The 14,745-nt window shown below is 65.3% G+C and carries 18 protein-coding genes; 1 reads left to right on the forward strand and 17 read right to left on the reverse strand.

The window, feature by feature from the left end; translation table 11 throughout:
* Positions 1-280: 280 nt before the first annotated feature.
* The 17 genes from ACIIOY_RS24885 to ACIIOY_RS24965 form a co-directional block, all read right to left on the reverse strand.
* Positions 281-799, reverse strand: a complete 519-nt coding sequence (locus tag ACIIOY_RS24885) for a GNAT family N-acetyltransferase (protein WP_411037368.1) — start codon at positions 797-799, stop codon at positions 281-283.
* Positions 796-1,071, reverse strand: coding sequence for a type II toxin-antitoxin system TacA family antitoxin (locus ACIIOY_RS24890; protein WP_135996652.1), 276 nt, complete (start codon positions 1,069-1,071; stop codon positions 796-798). The genes ACIIOY_RS24885 and ACIIOY_RS24890 overlap by 4 nt, the downstream gene beginning before the upstream one ends.
* A 54-nt stretch (positions 1,072-1,125) precedes the next feature.
* Entirely contained in the window at positions 1,126-1,578 is a 453-nt protein-coding gene (locus ACIIOY_RS24895) for a DUF6362 family protein (RefSeq protein ID WP_411037369.1), read from the reverse strand.
* Positions 1,575-2,111: a crossover junction endodeoxyribonuclease RuvC gene (locus ACIIOY_RS24900; protein WP_411037370.1), complete on the reverse strand. Its 537-nt coding sequence runs from the start codon at positions 2,109-2,111 to the stop codon at positions 1,575-1,577. The genes ACIIOY_RS24895 and ACIIOY_RS24900 overlap by 4 nt, the downstream gene beginning before the upstream one ends.
* Positions 2,112-2,545: 434 nt before the next feature.
* Complete coding sequence (locus ACIIOY_RS24905; RefSeq protein ID WP_411037371.1) at positions 2,546-4,864, reverse strand: AAA family ATPase; 2,319 nt, start codon at positions 4,862-4,864, stop codon at positions 2,546-2,548.
* Positions 4,831-5,598 (reverse strand): hypothetical protein, encoded by a 768-nt coding sequence (locus tag ACIIOY_RS24910; RefSeq protein ID WP_411037372.1) that lies wholly within the window; start codon positions 5,596-5,598, stop codon positions 4,831-4,833. Before ACIIOY_RS24910 ends, ACIIOY_RS24905 begins: the two co-directional genes overlap by 34 nt.
* Positions 5,598-5,804, reverse strand: coding sequence for a DUF6511 domain-containing protein (locus tag ACIIOY_RS24915; RefSeq protein ID WP_411037373.1), 207 nt, complete (start codon positions 5,802-5,804; stop codon positions 5,598-5,600). The genes ACIIOY_RS24910 and ACIIOY_RS24915 overlap by 1 nt, the downstream gene beginning before the upstream one ends.
* A gap of 207 nt (positions 5,805-6,011) precedes the next feature.
* Positions 6,012-7,715 carry a DEAD/DEAH box helicase gene (locus ACIIOY_RS24920; protein ID WP_411037374.1) on the reverse strand — a complete coding sequence of 568 codons (1,704 nt, stop codon included), beginning with the start codon at positions 7,713-7,715 and terminating at the stop codon, positions 6,012-6,014.
* A gap of 7 nt (positions 7,716-7,722) precedes the next feature.
* Positions 7,723-8,322, reverse strand: coding sequence for a hypothetical protein (locus tag ACIIOY_RS24925; RefSeq protein WP_411037375.1), 600 nt, complete (start codon positions 8,320-8,322; stop codon positions 7,723-7,725).
* A gap of 17 nt (positions 8,323-8,339) precedes the next feature.
* On the reverse strand, positions 8,340-9,227 hold the full coding sequence (locus tag ACIIOY_RS24930) for an ATP-binding protein (RefSeq protein WP_411037376.1): 888 nt from the start codon (positions 9,225-9,227) through the stop codon (positions 8,340-8,342).
* A complete protein-coding gene (locus ACIIOY_RS24935) occupies positions 9,227-9,523 on the reverse strand; it encodes a hypothetical protein (RefSeq protein WP_411037377.1) in 297 nt (98 codons plus the stop codon). The genes ACIIOY_RS24930 and ACIIOY_RS24935 overlap by 1 nt, the downstream gene beginning before the upstream one ends.
* A complete protein-coding gene (locus ACIIOY_RS24940) occupies positions 9,520-10,008 on the reverse strand; it encodes a hypothetical protein (RefSeq protein ID WP_411037378.1) in 489 nt (162 codons plus the stop codon). Before ACIIOY_RS24940 ends, ACIIOY_RS24935 begins: the two co-directional genes overlap by 4 nt.
* A 10-nt stretch (positions 10,009-10,018) precedes the next feature.
* The gene (locus ACIIOY_RS24945; protein WP_050474479.1) at positions 10,019-10,228 is read right to left on the reverse strand and encodes a helix-turn-helix transcriptional regulator; all 210 of its coding nucleotides are present in this window, start codon (positions 10,226-10,228) and stop codon (positions 10,019-10,021) included.
* Between the two features lie 166 nt (positions 10,229-10,394).
* The gene (locus tag ACIIOY_RS24950) at positions 10,395-11,252 is read right to left on the reverse strand and encodes a hypothetical protein (protein WP_411037379.1); all 858 of its coding nucleotides are present in this window, start codon (positions 11,250-11,252) and stop codon (positions 10,395-10,397) included.
* Positions 11,253-11,328: 76 nt separating this feature from the next.
* A complete protein-coding gene (locus ACIIOY_RS24955) occupies positions 11,329-12,501 on the reverse strand; it encodes a hypothetical protein (RefSeq protein ID WP_411037380.1) in 1,173 nt (390 codons plus the stop codon).
* A 116-nt stretch (positions 12,502-12,617) separates the two neighbouring features.
* Positions 12,618-13,325, reverse strand: a complete 708-nt coding sequence (locus tag ACIIOY_RS24960; protein WP_411037381.1) for an ImmA/IrrE family metallo-endopeptidase — start codon at positions 13,323-13,325, stop codon at positions 12,618-12,620.
* Positions 13,326-13,344: 19 nt separating this feature from the next.
* Positions 13,345-13,671: a helix-turn-helix domain-containing protein gene (locus tag ACIIOY_RS24965; protein WP_144865744.1), complete on the reverse strand. Its 327-nt coding sequence runs from the start codon at positions 13,669-13,671 to the stop codon at positions 13,345-13,347.
* 529 nt (positions 13,672-14,200) lie between these two features.
* Here ACIIOY_RS24965 and ACIIOY_RS24970 point away from each other — a divergent pair.
* Positions 14,201-14,638, forward strand: a complete 438-nt coding sequence (locus ACIIOY_RS24970; RefSeq protein WP_411037382.1) for a DUF2924 domain-containing protein — start codon at positions 14,201-14,203, stop codon at positions 14,636-14,638.
* Positions 14,639-14,745: the final 107 nt, after the last annotated feature.

A 14,745-nucleotide genomic window follows, 5' to 3' on the forward strand; every position in this document is an offset into this window, starting at 1 on the left:
TGATCCATCGCGCCTCGCCCGCCAGCATACGATTTCCGCCAGGAAGGACCCGTGAACTCGAATGCTCAGGCGATGTTGGCGTGAATGGGCACCGATCCGTTACGAAAGGATCAGTGCGGATCCTTTATTTGGATCGGTTCCAGCGAAAGGATCCGGGCGCTCGTGATCGCGACGCGCGCGCTTCTCCCGAGGATAGCCAGAATTTACCCAAAAACCGGGGTTTTCGTCTCTTCGAAAAGTGCCCGGCGGACACTTTCCGCTTCGCTTCGCGAGCTTGCGATCACTCGCCGAGAAGCGCCCGCAGATCTTTCATCAGCAGGAAGAGGTGATAGGGATCGGTCGGGCTCGGTTCGAAGTCGAACTGCTCATACCAGGCGCGCGCTTCATCGTCCTTGGCATGCACGAGCAGCGCTCGGATACCTGCAATGTCGGCAGCTTGAGCCGTGCGCAGCAGTGCATCCTTGAGCAACGCCTTGCCCAGCCCCTTTCCCTGCTCGGCCCGGTCGATGGCAAGACGAGCGAGGAGCATCACCGGGATCGGATGACCGGCAAGCCCCTTCCTGACTCGACCGGGTGCCTCGGCATGTTCGACAGCACCGACCGCGAGGCTGTAATAGCCCGCGACACGCTGTTCCCCGCGGCACACGACATAGGTCTGAGCGCTGCCCGCTTTCTGGTTGACCAGAGCGTGGCGTTGCAGGAATCGATCGAGAGGTTCCTTGCCGCAATCAAACCCGTCGACGTCGTGGGAGGCATCGAGCTTTTGGACGGCAGAGAACGATTGGTTCTCCGCCGTCACTCAAGCACGCTCTTCTCGGCGAGCAGTCTGGCGAGGCGCGGCTTGCTCTGGACGGGGCGGTCGAGAACATCCTGGAATGCTTGCCACTGGGCGTCATCCAGCCGGAACATGCGCCGATCGACGAGCGCTTCCTCGGCGGCATGAATGCCCGCCTCGAGCAGGAACTCCGTCACGTTCTTGTGCGAAAACGTGGCTGCACGTTGCAGCAGCGCCTTCATGGTCGGCGTGGTGCGCACCTCGATACGTTCGGACTTGGCTTCGGCTACGGGCATGGCTGATCTCCTGTCCCAATTTCTGTATCATACGGACAACGTACGGACAAGAAGTTAATTGGGGTGACTGGTCGGGTCCTCGCAAGCCCCTTTGACCATTTCAATCACGTAGCGGCGCGACCGGAGACGGGGGACTTTGCGCTGGTTAAGCCGCCATGCGATCACGCAGAGCGCATAGAGCCAGTGCTCGTGCGCCGCCGAGCGCTGCAATCCGACGGTCCAGCAGATGGTTTTCCAGCGCTCGCCGTAGGCGCGCAGCCAGACGATCTTGCCGTCGATCGGATCGAGCCCCACCGTCCAGCTGAGCGTCTCCTCCATCCGGCTGATCGCGGCGGGTGACGGGATGACGCGCATCGGCTTTGGCTCCTGTCCGACCTTGTCGGCGAAGCTATGGATGACCTCCGGCCAGACGCTGAAATATCCCTGCCGCCGGGGTTCGGGCAGGCGCTTGAGCACGATGGCCGCTTCCGCGAGACGTTCCTCGACGAGGCTCGGCGTCCACCTCACAGCACACCTCCCCGGGTCTCCATCGCCCAAAGCAGGATCGCGATCGCGTCGGCCTCGTTGTCGTCGGCGGGTTGGAACCCGCGCTGGCGCATCGCGGCGAGCACAGCATCCTTGCCAGCGTTGCCCTTGCCCGTGGCGAAGCGTTTGATGGTGCCGACAGGAACGCCCTGATAGGCGACGCCCTCACGCTCGCACCAAGCGGTCAACGTCGCCAGGAAACCGCCGTAGAGATGTGCGGCATCCGTGCCGACATGTCGCCGGACCTCCTCGAACCAGATCGCTGCGATGGGCCCGGACAGCCGATCGATTTCGGTCAGCCAGTTGGTGAAGCGCAGGTAGCGCATGCCGCCCCCGTCGTAGCGGCCCGGACGCAGCGAGATGGTGCCGCTGTTGATGAGACCGTCGGGGCCGCGGATCGCCCAGCCTGTCGTGGTGCCGAGGTCGAGGGCAAGAATGGCGCCGCCCGCAGATGTGGCGATGACCGGGGCCGAAGGGCGCGCGCTCCTAGGGATGGGTGACGGGCATTGGCTCATGGTATGGGTCCTTTTCGTCTGATGTCGGTGAGGAGACGCGGGGCGCGGCGACCGCGCGCGTGAAGCCCCCCGGGGGTGGGAGTGGGAGAACCCGCTCAGCGCGGGTCTCCCCCACCCCCGAAGGGGGTGGGTTTCACCCCCACAACTTCGAGATCGCATCAACATGCTGAAACTGTTGAGGAAATCGAGGTTGGGACGGCCCATGGCGTGGGTCGCGTTCCCAACTTGAATCTGCGAAAGGCCGCGCAGCGGAGCGCGTTGGAGCCAAGGTAGTTGTGACGGGCTTTCCCAACTTGAATGTGCGCGAGACGTCGGGACGGTGCGCGGCTTTGCTAGGTGCAGCGAAAGTAGTTGGGGACCTGACTGCCCAACTTGTCCCAACTTGCCACAACTTGAATCTGCGTAAGTCCGCGTAGACGACGTGAGCCGGTGCATCACGAGGTCTCCTGCGTCTGATAGACCCAGATGAGCGGGTTTTCGACCGGCAGCGCCGCGCCGCTGTGCGGACATTTGTAGTGGCTGGGAAGAACCGGGATCCGGACGGACACGAGCTCGCCTGTGTCGGTGTCCGCCGTCTCTTCTCCGGTCGGGAACGTCATGCCCTCGACGCAGAGATAGCCGAACTTCGAGCGCGAGATTGGCAGACCGAACGGCGCGCCATCGCGAACGAACTTGATGAAACCCTTCGTGGCCAGCACGCTGATCCGTTCGCGGATCGTATCCTTTCCGCCGAGCCCGGCCTGATTCTCGAACGTCTCGGCGAACTGCAGCGCGGTGTAGAGCCGGCCGGCCTCGGCCTCATCGAAGAGCAGTTGAAGGATCACGTCGTGTTTGCGTGCGCGCTCGGCGTCGAGCTTCTCGCCGAACTCGCGACGCACGAGCCTTGTCTCCGAGCGATCGATCACGATCCAGCGTCCGTCCGCCTTGTCGATGATCATCGGCTCGATGCCGGGGCCGTTGCGGAGCTCGAAATGCAGCATCCGCTCCGGTCGGTCCTCGTCGGGCCGGTGCATGATCACGCCGGAGGTGTAGAAGCTGCGGAGGCTACCCGCGCCCGAGAGCGCCATGAACGGATCCTCGGCGAGCTGCTTCTTGGTGATCTTGCGGGTGTGATGGCAGAGGATCAGGCCGGCATCCGGGGCTACGGCGTCCCGCAGCGCTTCTACCCGCTCCTGCAGGAAGAACATCATGGCGGCGTTGTCGTTCTCGCCGCCGCCGTCCGGACCGCCATCGAAGAGATTGCGGATCGGGTCGATGCAGAGGATATCGGGCGCGCCTTGGCCGTAGTGGGCGCGAACCGCGGCGATGGTCAGGCCCACGCCGCCGGCGTCGAGCAGCATGCGGACCTTCGGCGTAGCGACGAGATTATCGCGCGCCGCGGCCAGGAGCGCCGGCTCGATCCGGATGGCATGAAGGCGCTCCCGCAGATAGTGGTATTGAATCTCCGCCTGCAGATAGAAGATCCGTAGCGGCCGGCTTGGTGCAAAGCCGAGGAACGGCACCCCCGCCGCCATGTGGACGAGCAGACTGATCAGGAAGTCGCTCTTGCCGACCTTGGGCGCGCCGCCGAGCACCAGCATCCCGCCGGGCGTCAGCAAACGCGGCGCGATGATGTCGTCGGGCATCGGGCTCACGTCGTCGAGCAGTGCGCCGAGCGTGAAAACCGGCAGCGCGGACATCGGCGGCACGGCGATCCGTTCGAGGGCCGGCCCATGGCGCTCTTCGTGCAGCCGCCAGAGGCGCTGTGCTTCCGAGGCGAGACGTTCGAGCGGCCAGCTGGGACGGAGCTGGGCGGCGTTGTACTGGCAGATCGCCTCCCACGCGTCGTCGCGGCTCATGCGGCCCTCATGAGCCATGCGGACGTAGTGGCCGATCGCGGCGCTCGCCCCCTGGAAGCGGGTCCAATCGTCCGATCCGCCTTCGCGGACCGGCGTCGTCAGGACATCGGTGATCGACGGTTTGTCCGTAGAGGGGCCTGGCTCCGATCCGACCCCGGCAAGCGGCGGCATGTCGGCGACTGCTTCCGCGAAGTCGCGCAGATGGACCTCGATCCGCGGGCTGTGGCGGCGGATGTTGACCAGGCGCTTGAACCCGCCCTTGTGATAGACCGAACCAGCCAGGCGGATCGGCTGGTGGGCCGATCGGAAATGCGTGTCGCCGCCGACCTTGACCGCGATGTCGCCGCGCAGCCGACAGAGAAGCGCGATGTCCTCGCCCTCGGCCGGTTCGCTCAAGCGCCACCAGACATGCAGCTTGTCGAGACCGTCCGGCGTCCGGCCGCCACTTTCGACGAGCAGTGTCGGCTCGCCGAGATGCCGGATGAGGTGGTCGAGCTTGGCCGCAATGTCTCCGGCGTCGAGGTCGACCAGGACCGTCTGCATCTGCTGGACATCGGCGGCCTTGGCCTTGCCGGTCTCGGCGACCGTTCCCGGCACCACATAGAAGGCCGCCCCTTCGCGTGCTGCCCAACCGGCGAAGGAAACCGCCTTCTCCAGCAAACTGTCGTCGATCTCGATCCAGGCGTTGTGGGGTCGACCGTCGATGCCTTGGCCCTTGTCCACGAACCCGCGCAGGGGCACCCAGCCCTCGCAGTAACCGAAAACGACGTCGAGAAAGACGGCGATCTGCTCTGGATCCGGCTCGATGTCGAACGGATCGGCCTGCGGCGCGGCGTCGTTGAAGTCGCGCCACGCATCGAGGGAGACGACCTTGTTCCCGCTCATGCCGGCAGCCCCCAGCAGCGTTCCGCCCACCGGCACATCCGGCACTCGTGGAAATCACGCGTCGTGGCGATGCGCGGCAACAAGTCCCCTGCATCCGTCGCCTGAAGGATCCGCACGGCACGGTCGCTCATGCGTTGGGCAAGGCTCGTGTCGAACGGCACGAGCTCATGGTGGAGTTCGGCGGTGTCCTTGTTGATCGCCGTGAAGAGCGCCGGGTTCTCGGCGATGCCGGGGACCTGCGCTTCCATATAGGCCTGGTAGAGGGCGATCTGGGACGCGTAGACGGGCTTCGCGACAACCACGCCCTTGGCCACGGTCTCGCGCCAGTTGCGCGCGTTCATCGTCTTGCATTCCCAGAGCGCGGGAACGCCGATGCCCAGCTGCTGGGGAGCAGCGGCGATGATCCCGTCGACATGGCCGCGGATGCGTCCGCCCGCGACCGAGAAGCCGAATTGCTCGCTGTCCGGACGGTTGCCCTTGCGGGTATAGAGATCGAACCCGGCACCGCGCAGCCAGCGGATGGCAAGATCTTCGAGCGCGTGTCCGATCTCGAAGATCCGCAGAGTCTGGCCTGAGAACTCCTGGCCCTCATCCTTCGGCGCACCCGCGAACTCGAACTGGAGCGCCCGCTCACAGCCGTGTCCAAGGCGGGAGCCGCCGAGGTAGGTCCTGGGCGCAACCGCCGCGCGTTTAGCGGTGATCGCCTCGTCGATCACCGCATTGATGCGTTCGGCGCAGGTGGGGCGGTGGTTATAGTCGAGCATCAGAACGGCACCTCCGCGTCGGCGTCGGCTGCCATGGCGTGCATGGCGTCCTGGAAGCCGCCGACGGCGACCTTGATGAGCGTGAGCACCTGCGCCTCCGTGAGGTCGGAGAAGCGCGCCTGCCAGCCGATTTCCTCCATGATCTCGGCGACCGGCTTCATGGCGGCGCGGATCGCCGCCTTCTCCTGTTCGGTGAGATCAACCATGGCCCAGCGCTCCCGCGCCAAGCGCGTCCAGAAGCCTTGGCAGGCCATCGAGCAGAACCAGACCGAGGGGCGCGGTTGCTTCGACCGCACCGGGTCGAACCAGCCAAAGCCACGGGTGGGTCGCCGGCAGACAGCACAGAGCGTTCCACGCGGATGCCAGAGCCGCCGCCGGTCCTCGGCCGTGGTGGGGGAAACAGATGCCATGGCTCATGCCGCCCTCCCTATGGCTGCTTCGGGCGCGGCATCGGCCGCCCCGAAGACGAGGGAGCGGATGGCGTCGCGGTTGAAGCGGAAGGCCAGCAGCGCCGATGCCTGGTAGCGGGTGAGCCCGAAGTCCTGCCGGTACTCCGGCGGCAGGAAGGCGAGCTGCCGGTCGGTGGGCGGCTGGTTCAACCAGCGGCGCGTCTTGTGCGCGCTCTCGTCGCTCTCATGCTCGTTGAGCCAGTCGTCCGCCGCCGCCAGACAGACAGTGCGCTCGCCCATCGCCAGCAGATGAGGCCGCTGCTTCTGCAGACCGCCGATGCCGTACCACCGGCCGTTCAGGAAGAAGACACCGCCCCAGGCATTGAAGCCGTTGGCGATGAGCGCGGCATCGTCGCCGAAGAGATCGCACCAACGGAAACTCGACCGCTTCAGCAGGTCGATCTCGGACATCACGAAGTCGCCGAGCGGCGCTGCTTCGCCGCCTTCGGGACGCTCCCAGACATGACCGCACAGCGGGCATTCGGTGGTGGCGAGCGGCACGATGGCGCCGCAGTCCGGGCAATCCTTGGTCGGCGCTTCCCCGGAGGGCTCGCGACCGTCCAGGTCGACGTCCTGCTCCAGCGATCCGTGCAGCAGGGTCGACGTGCCGAAGTCGAGCACGATGCAGTCGGTCTTGACGACGCCTGGATGTTCCTCGGGCGAGACCGTGCGCAGGCCGCGGCCGACCATCTGGATCATGGTCGACTTGTAGGAGCTCGGCCGCAGCAGCACGACGCAGCCCGTCGGCGGATGATCCCAGCCCTCGGTCAGGACGGCGACATTGACGACGACCCGCAGCTGTCCGGCGGCGTAGGCGTCGAGGGTCATCTTGCGATCGGCATCGGCCATGTCGCCGTGGATCAGCCCGGCGGCGACACCGGCCGCGTTGAAGGCGGCCGTCACGTTGCGCGCGTGGTCCACGGTCGAGCAGAACACCACCGTCTGGCGCTCGCCCGCCTTTTCCCGCCAGTGGCGGATGACGGCGTCCGTGACCGGCGAACGGTTCATGATCGCGTCGACCTCGGCCATGTCGAAATCGTCGGCCGTGCGGCGCACCTTTGTGAGCTGGTCCTGGACGCCGACATCGATCACGAAGGTGCGCGGCGGCACGAGATGGCCGGAGGCGATCAGTTCGCCGATCCGGATCTGATCGGCGACGTTGGAGAACACCGGACGCAGACCGCGCTTGTCGCCCCGGTTGGGCGTCGCGGTGACGCCGTAGACCCGGCACTCGGGATTGCGCTGGAGCGCGGTGTCGATGATGCGGCGATAGCTGTCGGCGGCCGCGTGGTGCGCCTCGTCGATGACCAGGAGGTCGAGCGCGGGCAGCTGGTCGAGATTGCCCGCGCGCGCCAGCGTCGGCACCATCGCGAAGGTGACCTGTCCAGCCCACGACTTCTCCTTCGCATCGACGACCGAGGTCGTGATCTTCGGGTTCACCCGGCCGAACTTGCTGCGGTTCTGAGCGGTCAACTCGTCGCGGTGGGCGAGCACGCAGGCCTTGGCGCCTGTGATCTTCGGGGTTTCGCCGACCATGCGACCGACGACGCCCGAGAGCATGATCGTCTTGCCGGCTCCGGTCGGGGCGACGCCGAGGGTGTTTCCGTGTTCGCCGAGCGCGCGGACGCTGCGCTCGACGAACTGCTTCTGGCGGGGACGCAGCAGCATGGCCGCCTCACTGCGCCCAGGACGGGCGCGTGCCCGCCGCCGGTGCTGAAGATTGGGGCATGGAGGGCTGGGAAGGCTGAGCCTGCGGCTGCGGTGCCGCACCGGGCACGCCACCCATGAGAGCGGCGTAGTCCTTGTGATCCGGCGTCACGGCCGCGCGGATCTCGTTCTTCTCCTCGCCGTTGGTGTCGGTGCCGATGTCGATCCGCGCCACGAACTCCAGGCCGTCGAGATCGGCAAAGCCGCTGATGCGACGCGCGGCCTGGGCCTGAGCGGACGTGTCCTTGTCCGAAATGCCGCGCGCGGAGTTGAGCATGCCGCGGATCAGGCTGCGGCCCATGTTCGCCCAGTCCGGGCCCTTGGGGCTGTAGAGCCCGATCAAGGTGAAGATTTTGCGCCGGGCGTAGGGCCCTTCGAGAACCGTGAACTCGCCCGAGAGATAGACCGAGCCGGTGGTCCCCCGCGTGGCGTATCCGCCGGTCCAGCCCTGCGCCGGATCGTCGAATCCGCCCGGACGGATCGTCAGGCGCACCTTGGCCACCGTGCCCTTGGGGATGATGTTGCTGTTCTGCTTGGCGTCGTTGAAGTCGTTCCAGGATCCAGTCATGGCTGGGGTCTCCTCGTTCAGGCGTTTTCGGAATGGGTGGGGGCGTCGGAGGTCGGCGCCGTCGCGGCCGGGGGCGGGCTGCGATAGGCCAGCCGCTCGGAGGCGGGCTTCACGGGGCCGCGGATCTTGGCCATCAGCCGGCCGAGATGCGGCTCCTCGATCAGGTCGAGACGGCCGGATCGATCCTTCGCCGGGAAGTTCCAGGGGTTGATCGTCTGGCAGACGAAGGCACGGTACGGCGCGCCGGACTCGTCCTTGATCTCGGCCATCGTCAGGACTTCATCGACGATGCCGGGCAGCTCGAGGCCGGTCTTCGAGCCGTCGATCTGCGGCTGAAAGATGCGCCGATTGAAGTCATCAAGCTTCTCGTCGAGGATCCCGACGAACCAGACGTTCTTCGCCCGCGTGTGCTGCAGATGCGTGAGCCACGCGATCATCTCGCGGCCGTGCAGGCCGTAGGCGCCGCGGACATCGGGCTTGCCGGTCTTCTCCGAGAACGCATCGGGCTGCCCCTTGCACCATTGGAAGCAGAGCCGCCCGGCGACGGTGATCGAGTCGATGAAGACCGTGTGGTAGCGGTCGAGCGAAGCCGGATCGCCGAAGCGCTCGCACACCGCCGCGAAGTGGGCCTCGCTGTAGACCTGGTCGTCCCGCAGCGCCGGATTGGGGCCGCCGATGAAGACCGCGAAGTCGCGGCATTCGGCCCATGTGCGCGGGCGGACGCTGTCGCCGGACCATCCCTCGATGGCGAGGTCGCCCGCCTCCAGATCGATGAACAGCGTGGTGGCGGAGTCGAGCGTCCAGAGAAGCGAGGTCTTGCCGATCCCGGACTTGCCGAAGATCGTGCCCTTGATGCCGCGCGGCTCGGCGAGCCGCTGATCGGCGGAGATGATCGGGAGGGCCATCACTTGCCTCCCTTCGCCGCGATCAGGGCGTCGATCGCGACGTCCACTCCCAGCGCGCCGGCCTTGCGGGCCTCGTCGTGGAGGGTGCGCACCGCATCGATCTCGCGGTAGAGCGCCGATGCCTGCTCGTTCAGCCCGATGAGGGCGAAGGCCAGGTCGTCGATCGAGGCCGCCCCGACCGGCTTGACGGTCTCGTCGCGACGCTCGCCAAGGGCCGGCACCCGGATGGTCTCGGGCAGCTTGTCCAGCCCGTAATGGTGCTCGCGGAGCACCGCGAGCTTCTTCGTGATGCTCATGACGTCACCTCGGTGTTCAGGGAAAGCCGGAAGCTGGGCTTGCCGGTGCGGACGGTGCGCGCGTCCTCGAAGGCGGAGCGGATGTGGCTCGGCCAGGCCGCGAACTTGCGCTCGGGCACCTTGATCGCGACATCGACGTATTCGGTGGGATCGTCGCCCTTGGCCCGGATGCGTTCGACGAGAGCGGCGAGCTTGTCCTGGTCCCAGTCGACGCGCTTCGGCAGATCGGCGATCACGGTGACCGCGCCGTCATCGAAGCGGACCGTGCCGGTGTCCTTGCCGGCGGCTTGGCGCGTTGCGTGGGCACGATCGCCGTACTTGAGCGCGACGGCCCCATCGAGCCAGTCGCAGACGGTCTTGGCGCGACGCAGCGCCTCCGCGGCCTCGTCCTGCAGAAGGGCGAGCTGTTCGGCAGGCAGAGCGGCGATGTCGCCGACGGCCATGCGCAGGAGCTCATCGAGGGAAATGCGGTTGGAGATCGTCATCACCGCCCCCTCACGCCGCAGGCTTGCTGGGGTGGTCGGCAGTGCTCGCGCGGATCTGCTCGCGCTCGTACTCCTCGACGTCTTCGAGGCGATACACGACGCGACCGCCGAGCTTGACGAAGCGCGGGCCTTCGCCCGTCCAGCGCCAGCGCTCAAGCGTGCGGTGGCTGATGTTCCAGCGCGCAGCCAGGTCGATCTGGTTGAGGTGTTTCGTAGCCATCTGATTCTCCTTCGGTTTTGGTCGAAAACCTGCGGAGACGATGGACGAGGCCGGGGGAGGAGCCGGGGAGGAGCCAGGGAGGAGATACGGGAGGAATGCAGTCCGAGTGGCCAAAAACCAAAAAGGCCGCCCCGAAGGACGGCCTAGTTTCGAGAGGCTTTCAGTGTCACACCTCGAGCCAGCAGTTGGATCCGCTCTCTCTGATCACCTCTTGCCAGGTGGGGTGGCCACCGAAGAGATCCTTCAATCGCTTCACCGATGGCCCGCACTCGGCTTCCTCCAGGATGCGCGCGACGGGCAGCACGGGGTCGCCGCCCAGCCAGGCTTCGGCGAGCATGGCCACGGCGATCTTCTGTTTACCGCCAGTGAACTCATGCCACGTGCCATGCACGATCAGCACGCCGCCATCGCCGGAGACCCAGACGGGCCCTTTGTGCGAAGGCCCCTTCAGCAGGCGTGCGGCCAGGACTTCCGGTGCGACAGCGAGGCCATCCTCGTGATCGACGACATCCGCCAGCGCGACGAACTCATGGCCCCTTATGAAGCTGAGGCGATGCCGATCCGGAGGATCGAGGAAAAGGACCACGCGCAGGCCTTCGGGGGGACGGCGCGTGACGAGTTGACGGAACTCCTCAAAAACCGCCGGCGCCGTCAGACCTCGGGCGACCCAGATCCCAGCGCGCGCCCTGCGCTTCGGCAGCCGCGCCGTCCCAAAGTCCATCACCGCACCATCAAGGGATGGCACGGGGTCATCACCGAGCGAGCAGTCGAGCCGGGCGGCCACTCGCCGGGCTGTGGCCGACATGTCCAGCGCATAGACCCGGCGACGGGCAGTGAAGTGCTCATCCTGCCACGCCTCATTGCTGAGATGCCCATGACGCCCCGTGATCGGGTGAACGATGACGGACGTCGGGGTGTCGTCTAGATCGTCCTCGGCGACGACGGCCATGGTGCTGCCGCGCGGCACGAGCAGTCCCGCTTCGATCAGCTGCTTTCCGGCGCCGCGCTTGTGGGCGAGGGCCATGGCCGAGACCCGCGCGTCGCGGGTCCCGGCGATGGACGAGAGCAGCCGGCGGGCGGCGAGATCAATCCTCGAAGAGCTACAGGTCATCAACCAGGATCCCCCAGCGCCGAAGGTACTTCTCGCCGATCATCTGCTCGGCCGCGGTGCGATCCTTCAGATCGCAGCCATGCGGCCAAGTGATCGTCAGGGTCAGCGTGCGCCGCCTGTCACCTCCCGGGCGCCGGGCAAGCTTCACGGCGATCTTGGCCCGCGTGACGACGTACCCTTCGCTCAGGGGCGTGCGATCTCCGAACTTCTCTTCCGCCTTCGCCCATATCGTTTCGTCAGCGCGCGCGGGCTTCTCCAGCGTCACCCTGAAATCACTGTCGTCGATCGGCATCAGGCGCAGCTCGCGCACCTCGACACCCTCGATCCCGTCCTCGGGGTCGACCGGGAAGTCGTACGGCGTCAGCAGCACGGAAAGGTCGTACCACCGTAGGGGCAGGCGGTTCTCCCTGAACTCGATGCCAAGGAGGTGCGTGACCGTCGCCTTCACGATCTCGCTCCGCGTCACCTTGTCGTTGGCGATCACCTCGATGCCACCTGTTGCGGGCTCATAGGTCACCGCGGCCTCGAACACGGGACGATAAGCCTGCCGCACGAGGGATCCCTTATCGTCGAAGCGCAGCAGATCGTCGGGCCGTCCCTCGCGGTAGATCGTCACCTGCACGAGGTCGCATTCGTCGCCCTCATGGGTCGTCCTCACCCGGTCGAAGATGTCGACATGGGCATGGGCGGCGCCCGAGAACTCCTTGATCGCGGAAACGAAGGCATGGCGGGCTGGCGCGTCGCGCTGCACGACGCAGCCGGCATCGGTCATGTAGCCGGCCCACATCCGACCGCGCCGGCGGTCCTCCGTGAAGCGGACTTCCTCGGCATGGCGAAAGCGGTCCTGCGCGTTCAGGAACATCCAGAGCGACCGCGCGTGCGGGTTGGCAAGTCCGTCTAGGAAGGCGGGATCTTCCGCGACGCTGTAAATCGCAGCCTGGCCCGGCTCGTCGGACAGGGCATGGACGCGCTCGGCGTCGTTCGAGATGCGGTCGCGCTGAACGCGGGACAACTTCTCAATGGCGGCGAGAAGTGGTCCGGAAAGATCGGCGTCCGATGCTGGCCAGTCAAATTCTGTAGGGAGGCCGATTTCCGGTCGGTCGAAGTATTCGCGCAGCGCCTCGCCGGGCGTCTTGCGAAGGAAGGCGGAAAGAGCGGTCACGCTGGTCTCCTTTCGTGGTGCATCCGCAGAGTTGCTAATCCGCTAATAAGCGTATTTAGTGCCCGCGCGGAGTCAATCGAAAAAATACGCTTTTCCGCGAATTGACGGATTCTCTGCTAGAAAAGAGAGGGTTGGCTGCTGGAGGAGACCAGTAGGCTCAGCTTCAAAAGGCGGACTCGCGCGGCATCCTCTGAGACCGCGAATCGGTCCATGACTGCACGGATAAGTGCGCAGCCATCCTCCGAGGCCTGGTGTATCGAGCCGTGCAGTCCTCGCGGCTCGCAATAATCCGAGACAAGGCGGCGCAGCTGAGTCGCGGGCATGAGGATCGCCCCGCTGACGTATCCAGCCTGCCATTCCATCCAGTCGTACTGGGACGCGCTTATGATGCTGTCGCGCTTGCAGATGGCCTTGTTCTCGATGCTCTTGCGATCGAACAGACGCCGAGCGATGAACTTCTCCGCCCAGAGGTGACGGTGGAAATACACATGCCCAAACTCGTGGGCGAGGGTCGTCCGCAGCCTATTCTCCCGCCGCGAGTCGTTGGCCAGTTTCTCCGAGATGGAGACCTTCGTTCTTCCTTCCGGGAAGAACTCGGTCATGCCTTCAACGTCGTCACCGAAGTCCGATAGATCGGCGTAAGCATCGAGCTCCGATTCGTGCTGTTCAATCAGCACTTCGAGATCATCCGTCCGTACAGGAAAATCGACGGAGCCACGACGGCCGCGCAAGAGGGCGGAGACAATCCGCTCACACTCGCGGTCAAGCTCTTGGGCGGAGTAGTGTGGCCTCTCTGCGAACCGTCCAGTCTTGTCGGGCACCATCCTAACCAAGGCGACTACCTCAATTCGTGATGTTCTTTCTGAAATTCGCGAAGCTCTTCACAATCTTATCTCGATCCTTCGCCTTTTGTCGCACGTCATCAGGAATCTTTCCGGCCAGCACGAAAAGGTAACCCTCGTCCTCATCGAGGATCGTTGCAAACTGCTTGATCAGGTGATCGGACGTGGGGCTCCGGCGGTCATGCTCGATGTCATTGAGGTACTGCGGCGAAATCGGGCCGCCGCCTTCCTCCTTCTTCACGAGCGCTGCGAGCTCCTTCTGGCTGAGGCCCTTGGCCTTGCGGGCCTTCGCAATTGCCTGACCGAATGTCACGGACTGAGCCGACATTGCTGTCCTACCTTATCTGTCCCTGATGCCGCGGATACGCCTCTTCGCGGATGAGCGGATTGATACGCTACTTAGCGTATGGGATCAACGGCGAGGACGGAGGAGACGGCACACCGACCCCTGCGGCGCGCTTCGAATGATTGCGCGGAAACTCGATAACACGTTGAATATACTTGCGTATCGTCGTTTTGCGACTACCGTTTCGCCAGTCATCTTCTGTTGCGAACGGTCTCATGCAAGACGCCCGATCTGGCCCGAACCCGCTGCAGCCCGTCCGTCTGTCGACGGGCGAACGCCTCGATGAACTCGCGTTCATTCTTGCCGCGGGGCTGAGGCGTATACTGCCGGAACAGTCCAGTTCTTTATCTGCACCTGGCGAAGACAGTTCATTCGACATTCTCGCCCTCAAACGCCGTGTTGGTCGTCGCAAACCGAGCAACCGAGTTGGAGGGCAATAATGCCAGGAACGAAGAGAAAGACTGACGCTGCGCCATGGCAACCGGGCAACCGCGATGCGGCGGACGCGAGCGTGGTCACGCAGCTTGCAGCGCTGAAGCGAATGACGGTGGTCGAGCTGAAGGCGAAGTGGGAAAGCCTCTTCGGCACCCCCGCTCCGAACAACAGCCGCAGTTACCTCGAGCTGAGGCTCAGCTACCGGGTCCAGGAACTGACCCTCGGCGGCCTGTCCCGCGAGACGCGGCGGACGCTGGACCTGCTGGCCGACGAAATCGACGGTCGGGTGGGGCGCAAGACGATCATCGCCGATTCCCGCAACCCGGTGGTCGGCACCCGCCTCGTGCGCAAATGGGACGGGGTGGAGCACACCGTCACGGTGATGAAGGACGGCTTCGACTGGCAGGGGCGCAAGTTCAAGTCGCTGTCGGCGGTGGCGCGGGCGATCACCGGCACGCAGTGGAACGGCTATCGCTTCTTCGGCCTACGCGAGGCACGGAGGGACGACCGATGAGCCGTCATCAGGAAGCCGTCGCGGTCGTTCCGCGCCGCCAGCGCTGCGCCATCTATACCCGCAAGTCGAGCGAGGAAGGGCTCGACATGGAGTTCAACAGCCTCGAC

The sequence above is a fragment of the Shinella agrisoli genome (assembly GCF_046557955.1).
Lineage (GTDB): Bacteria > Pseudomonadota > Alphaproteobacteria > Rhizobiales > Rhizobiaceae > Shinella.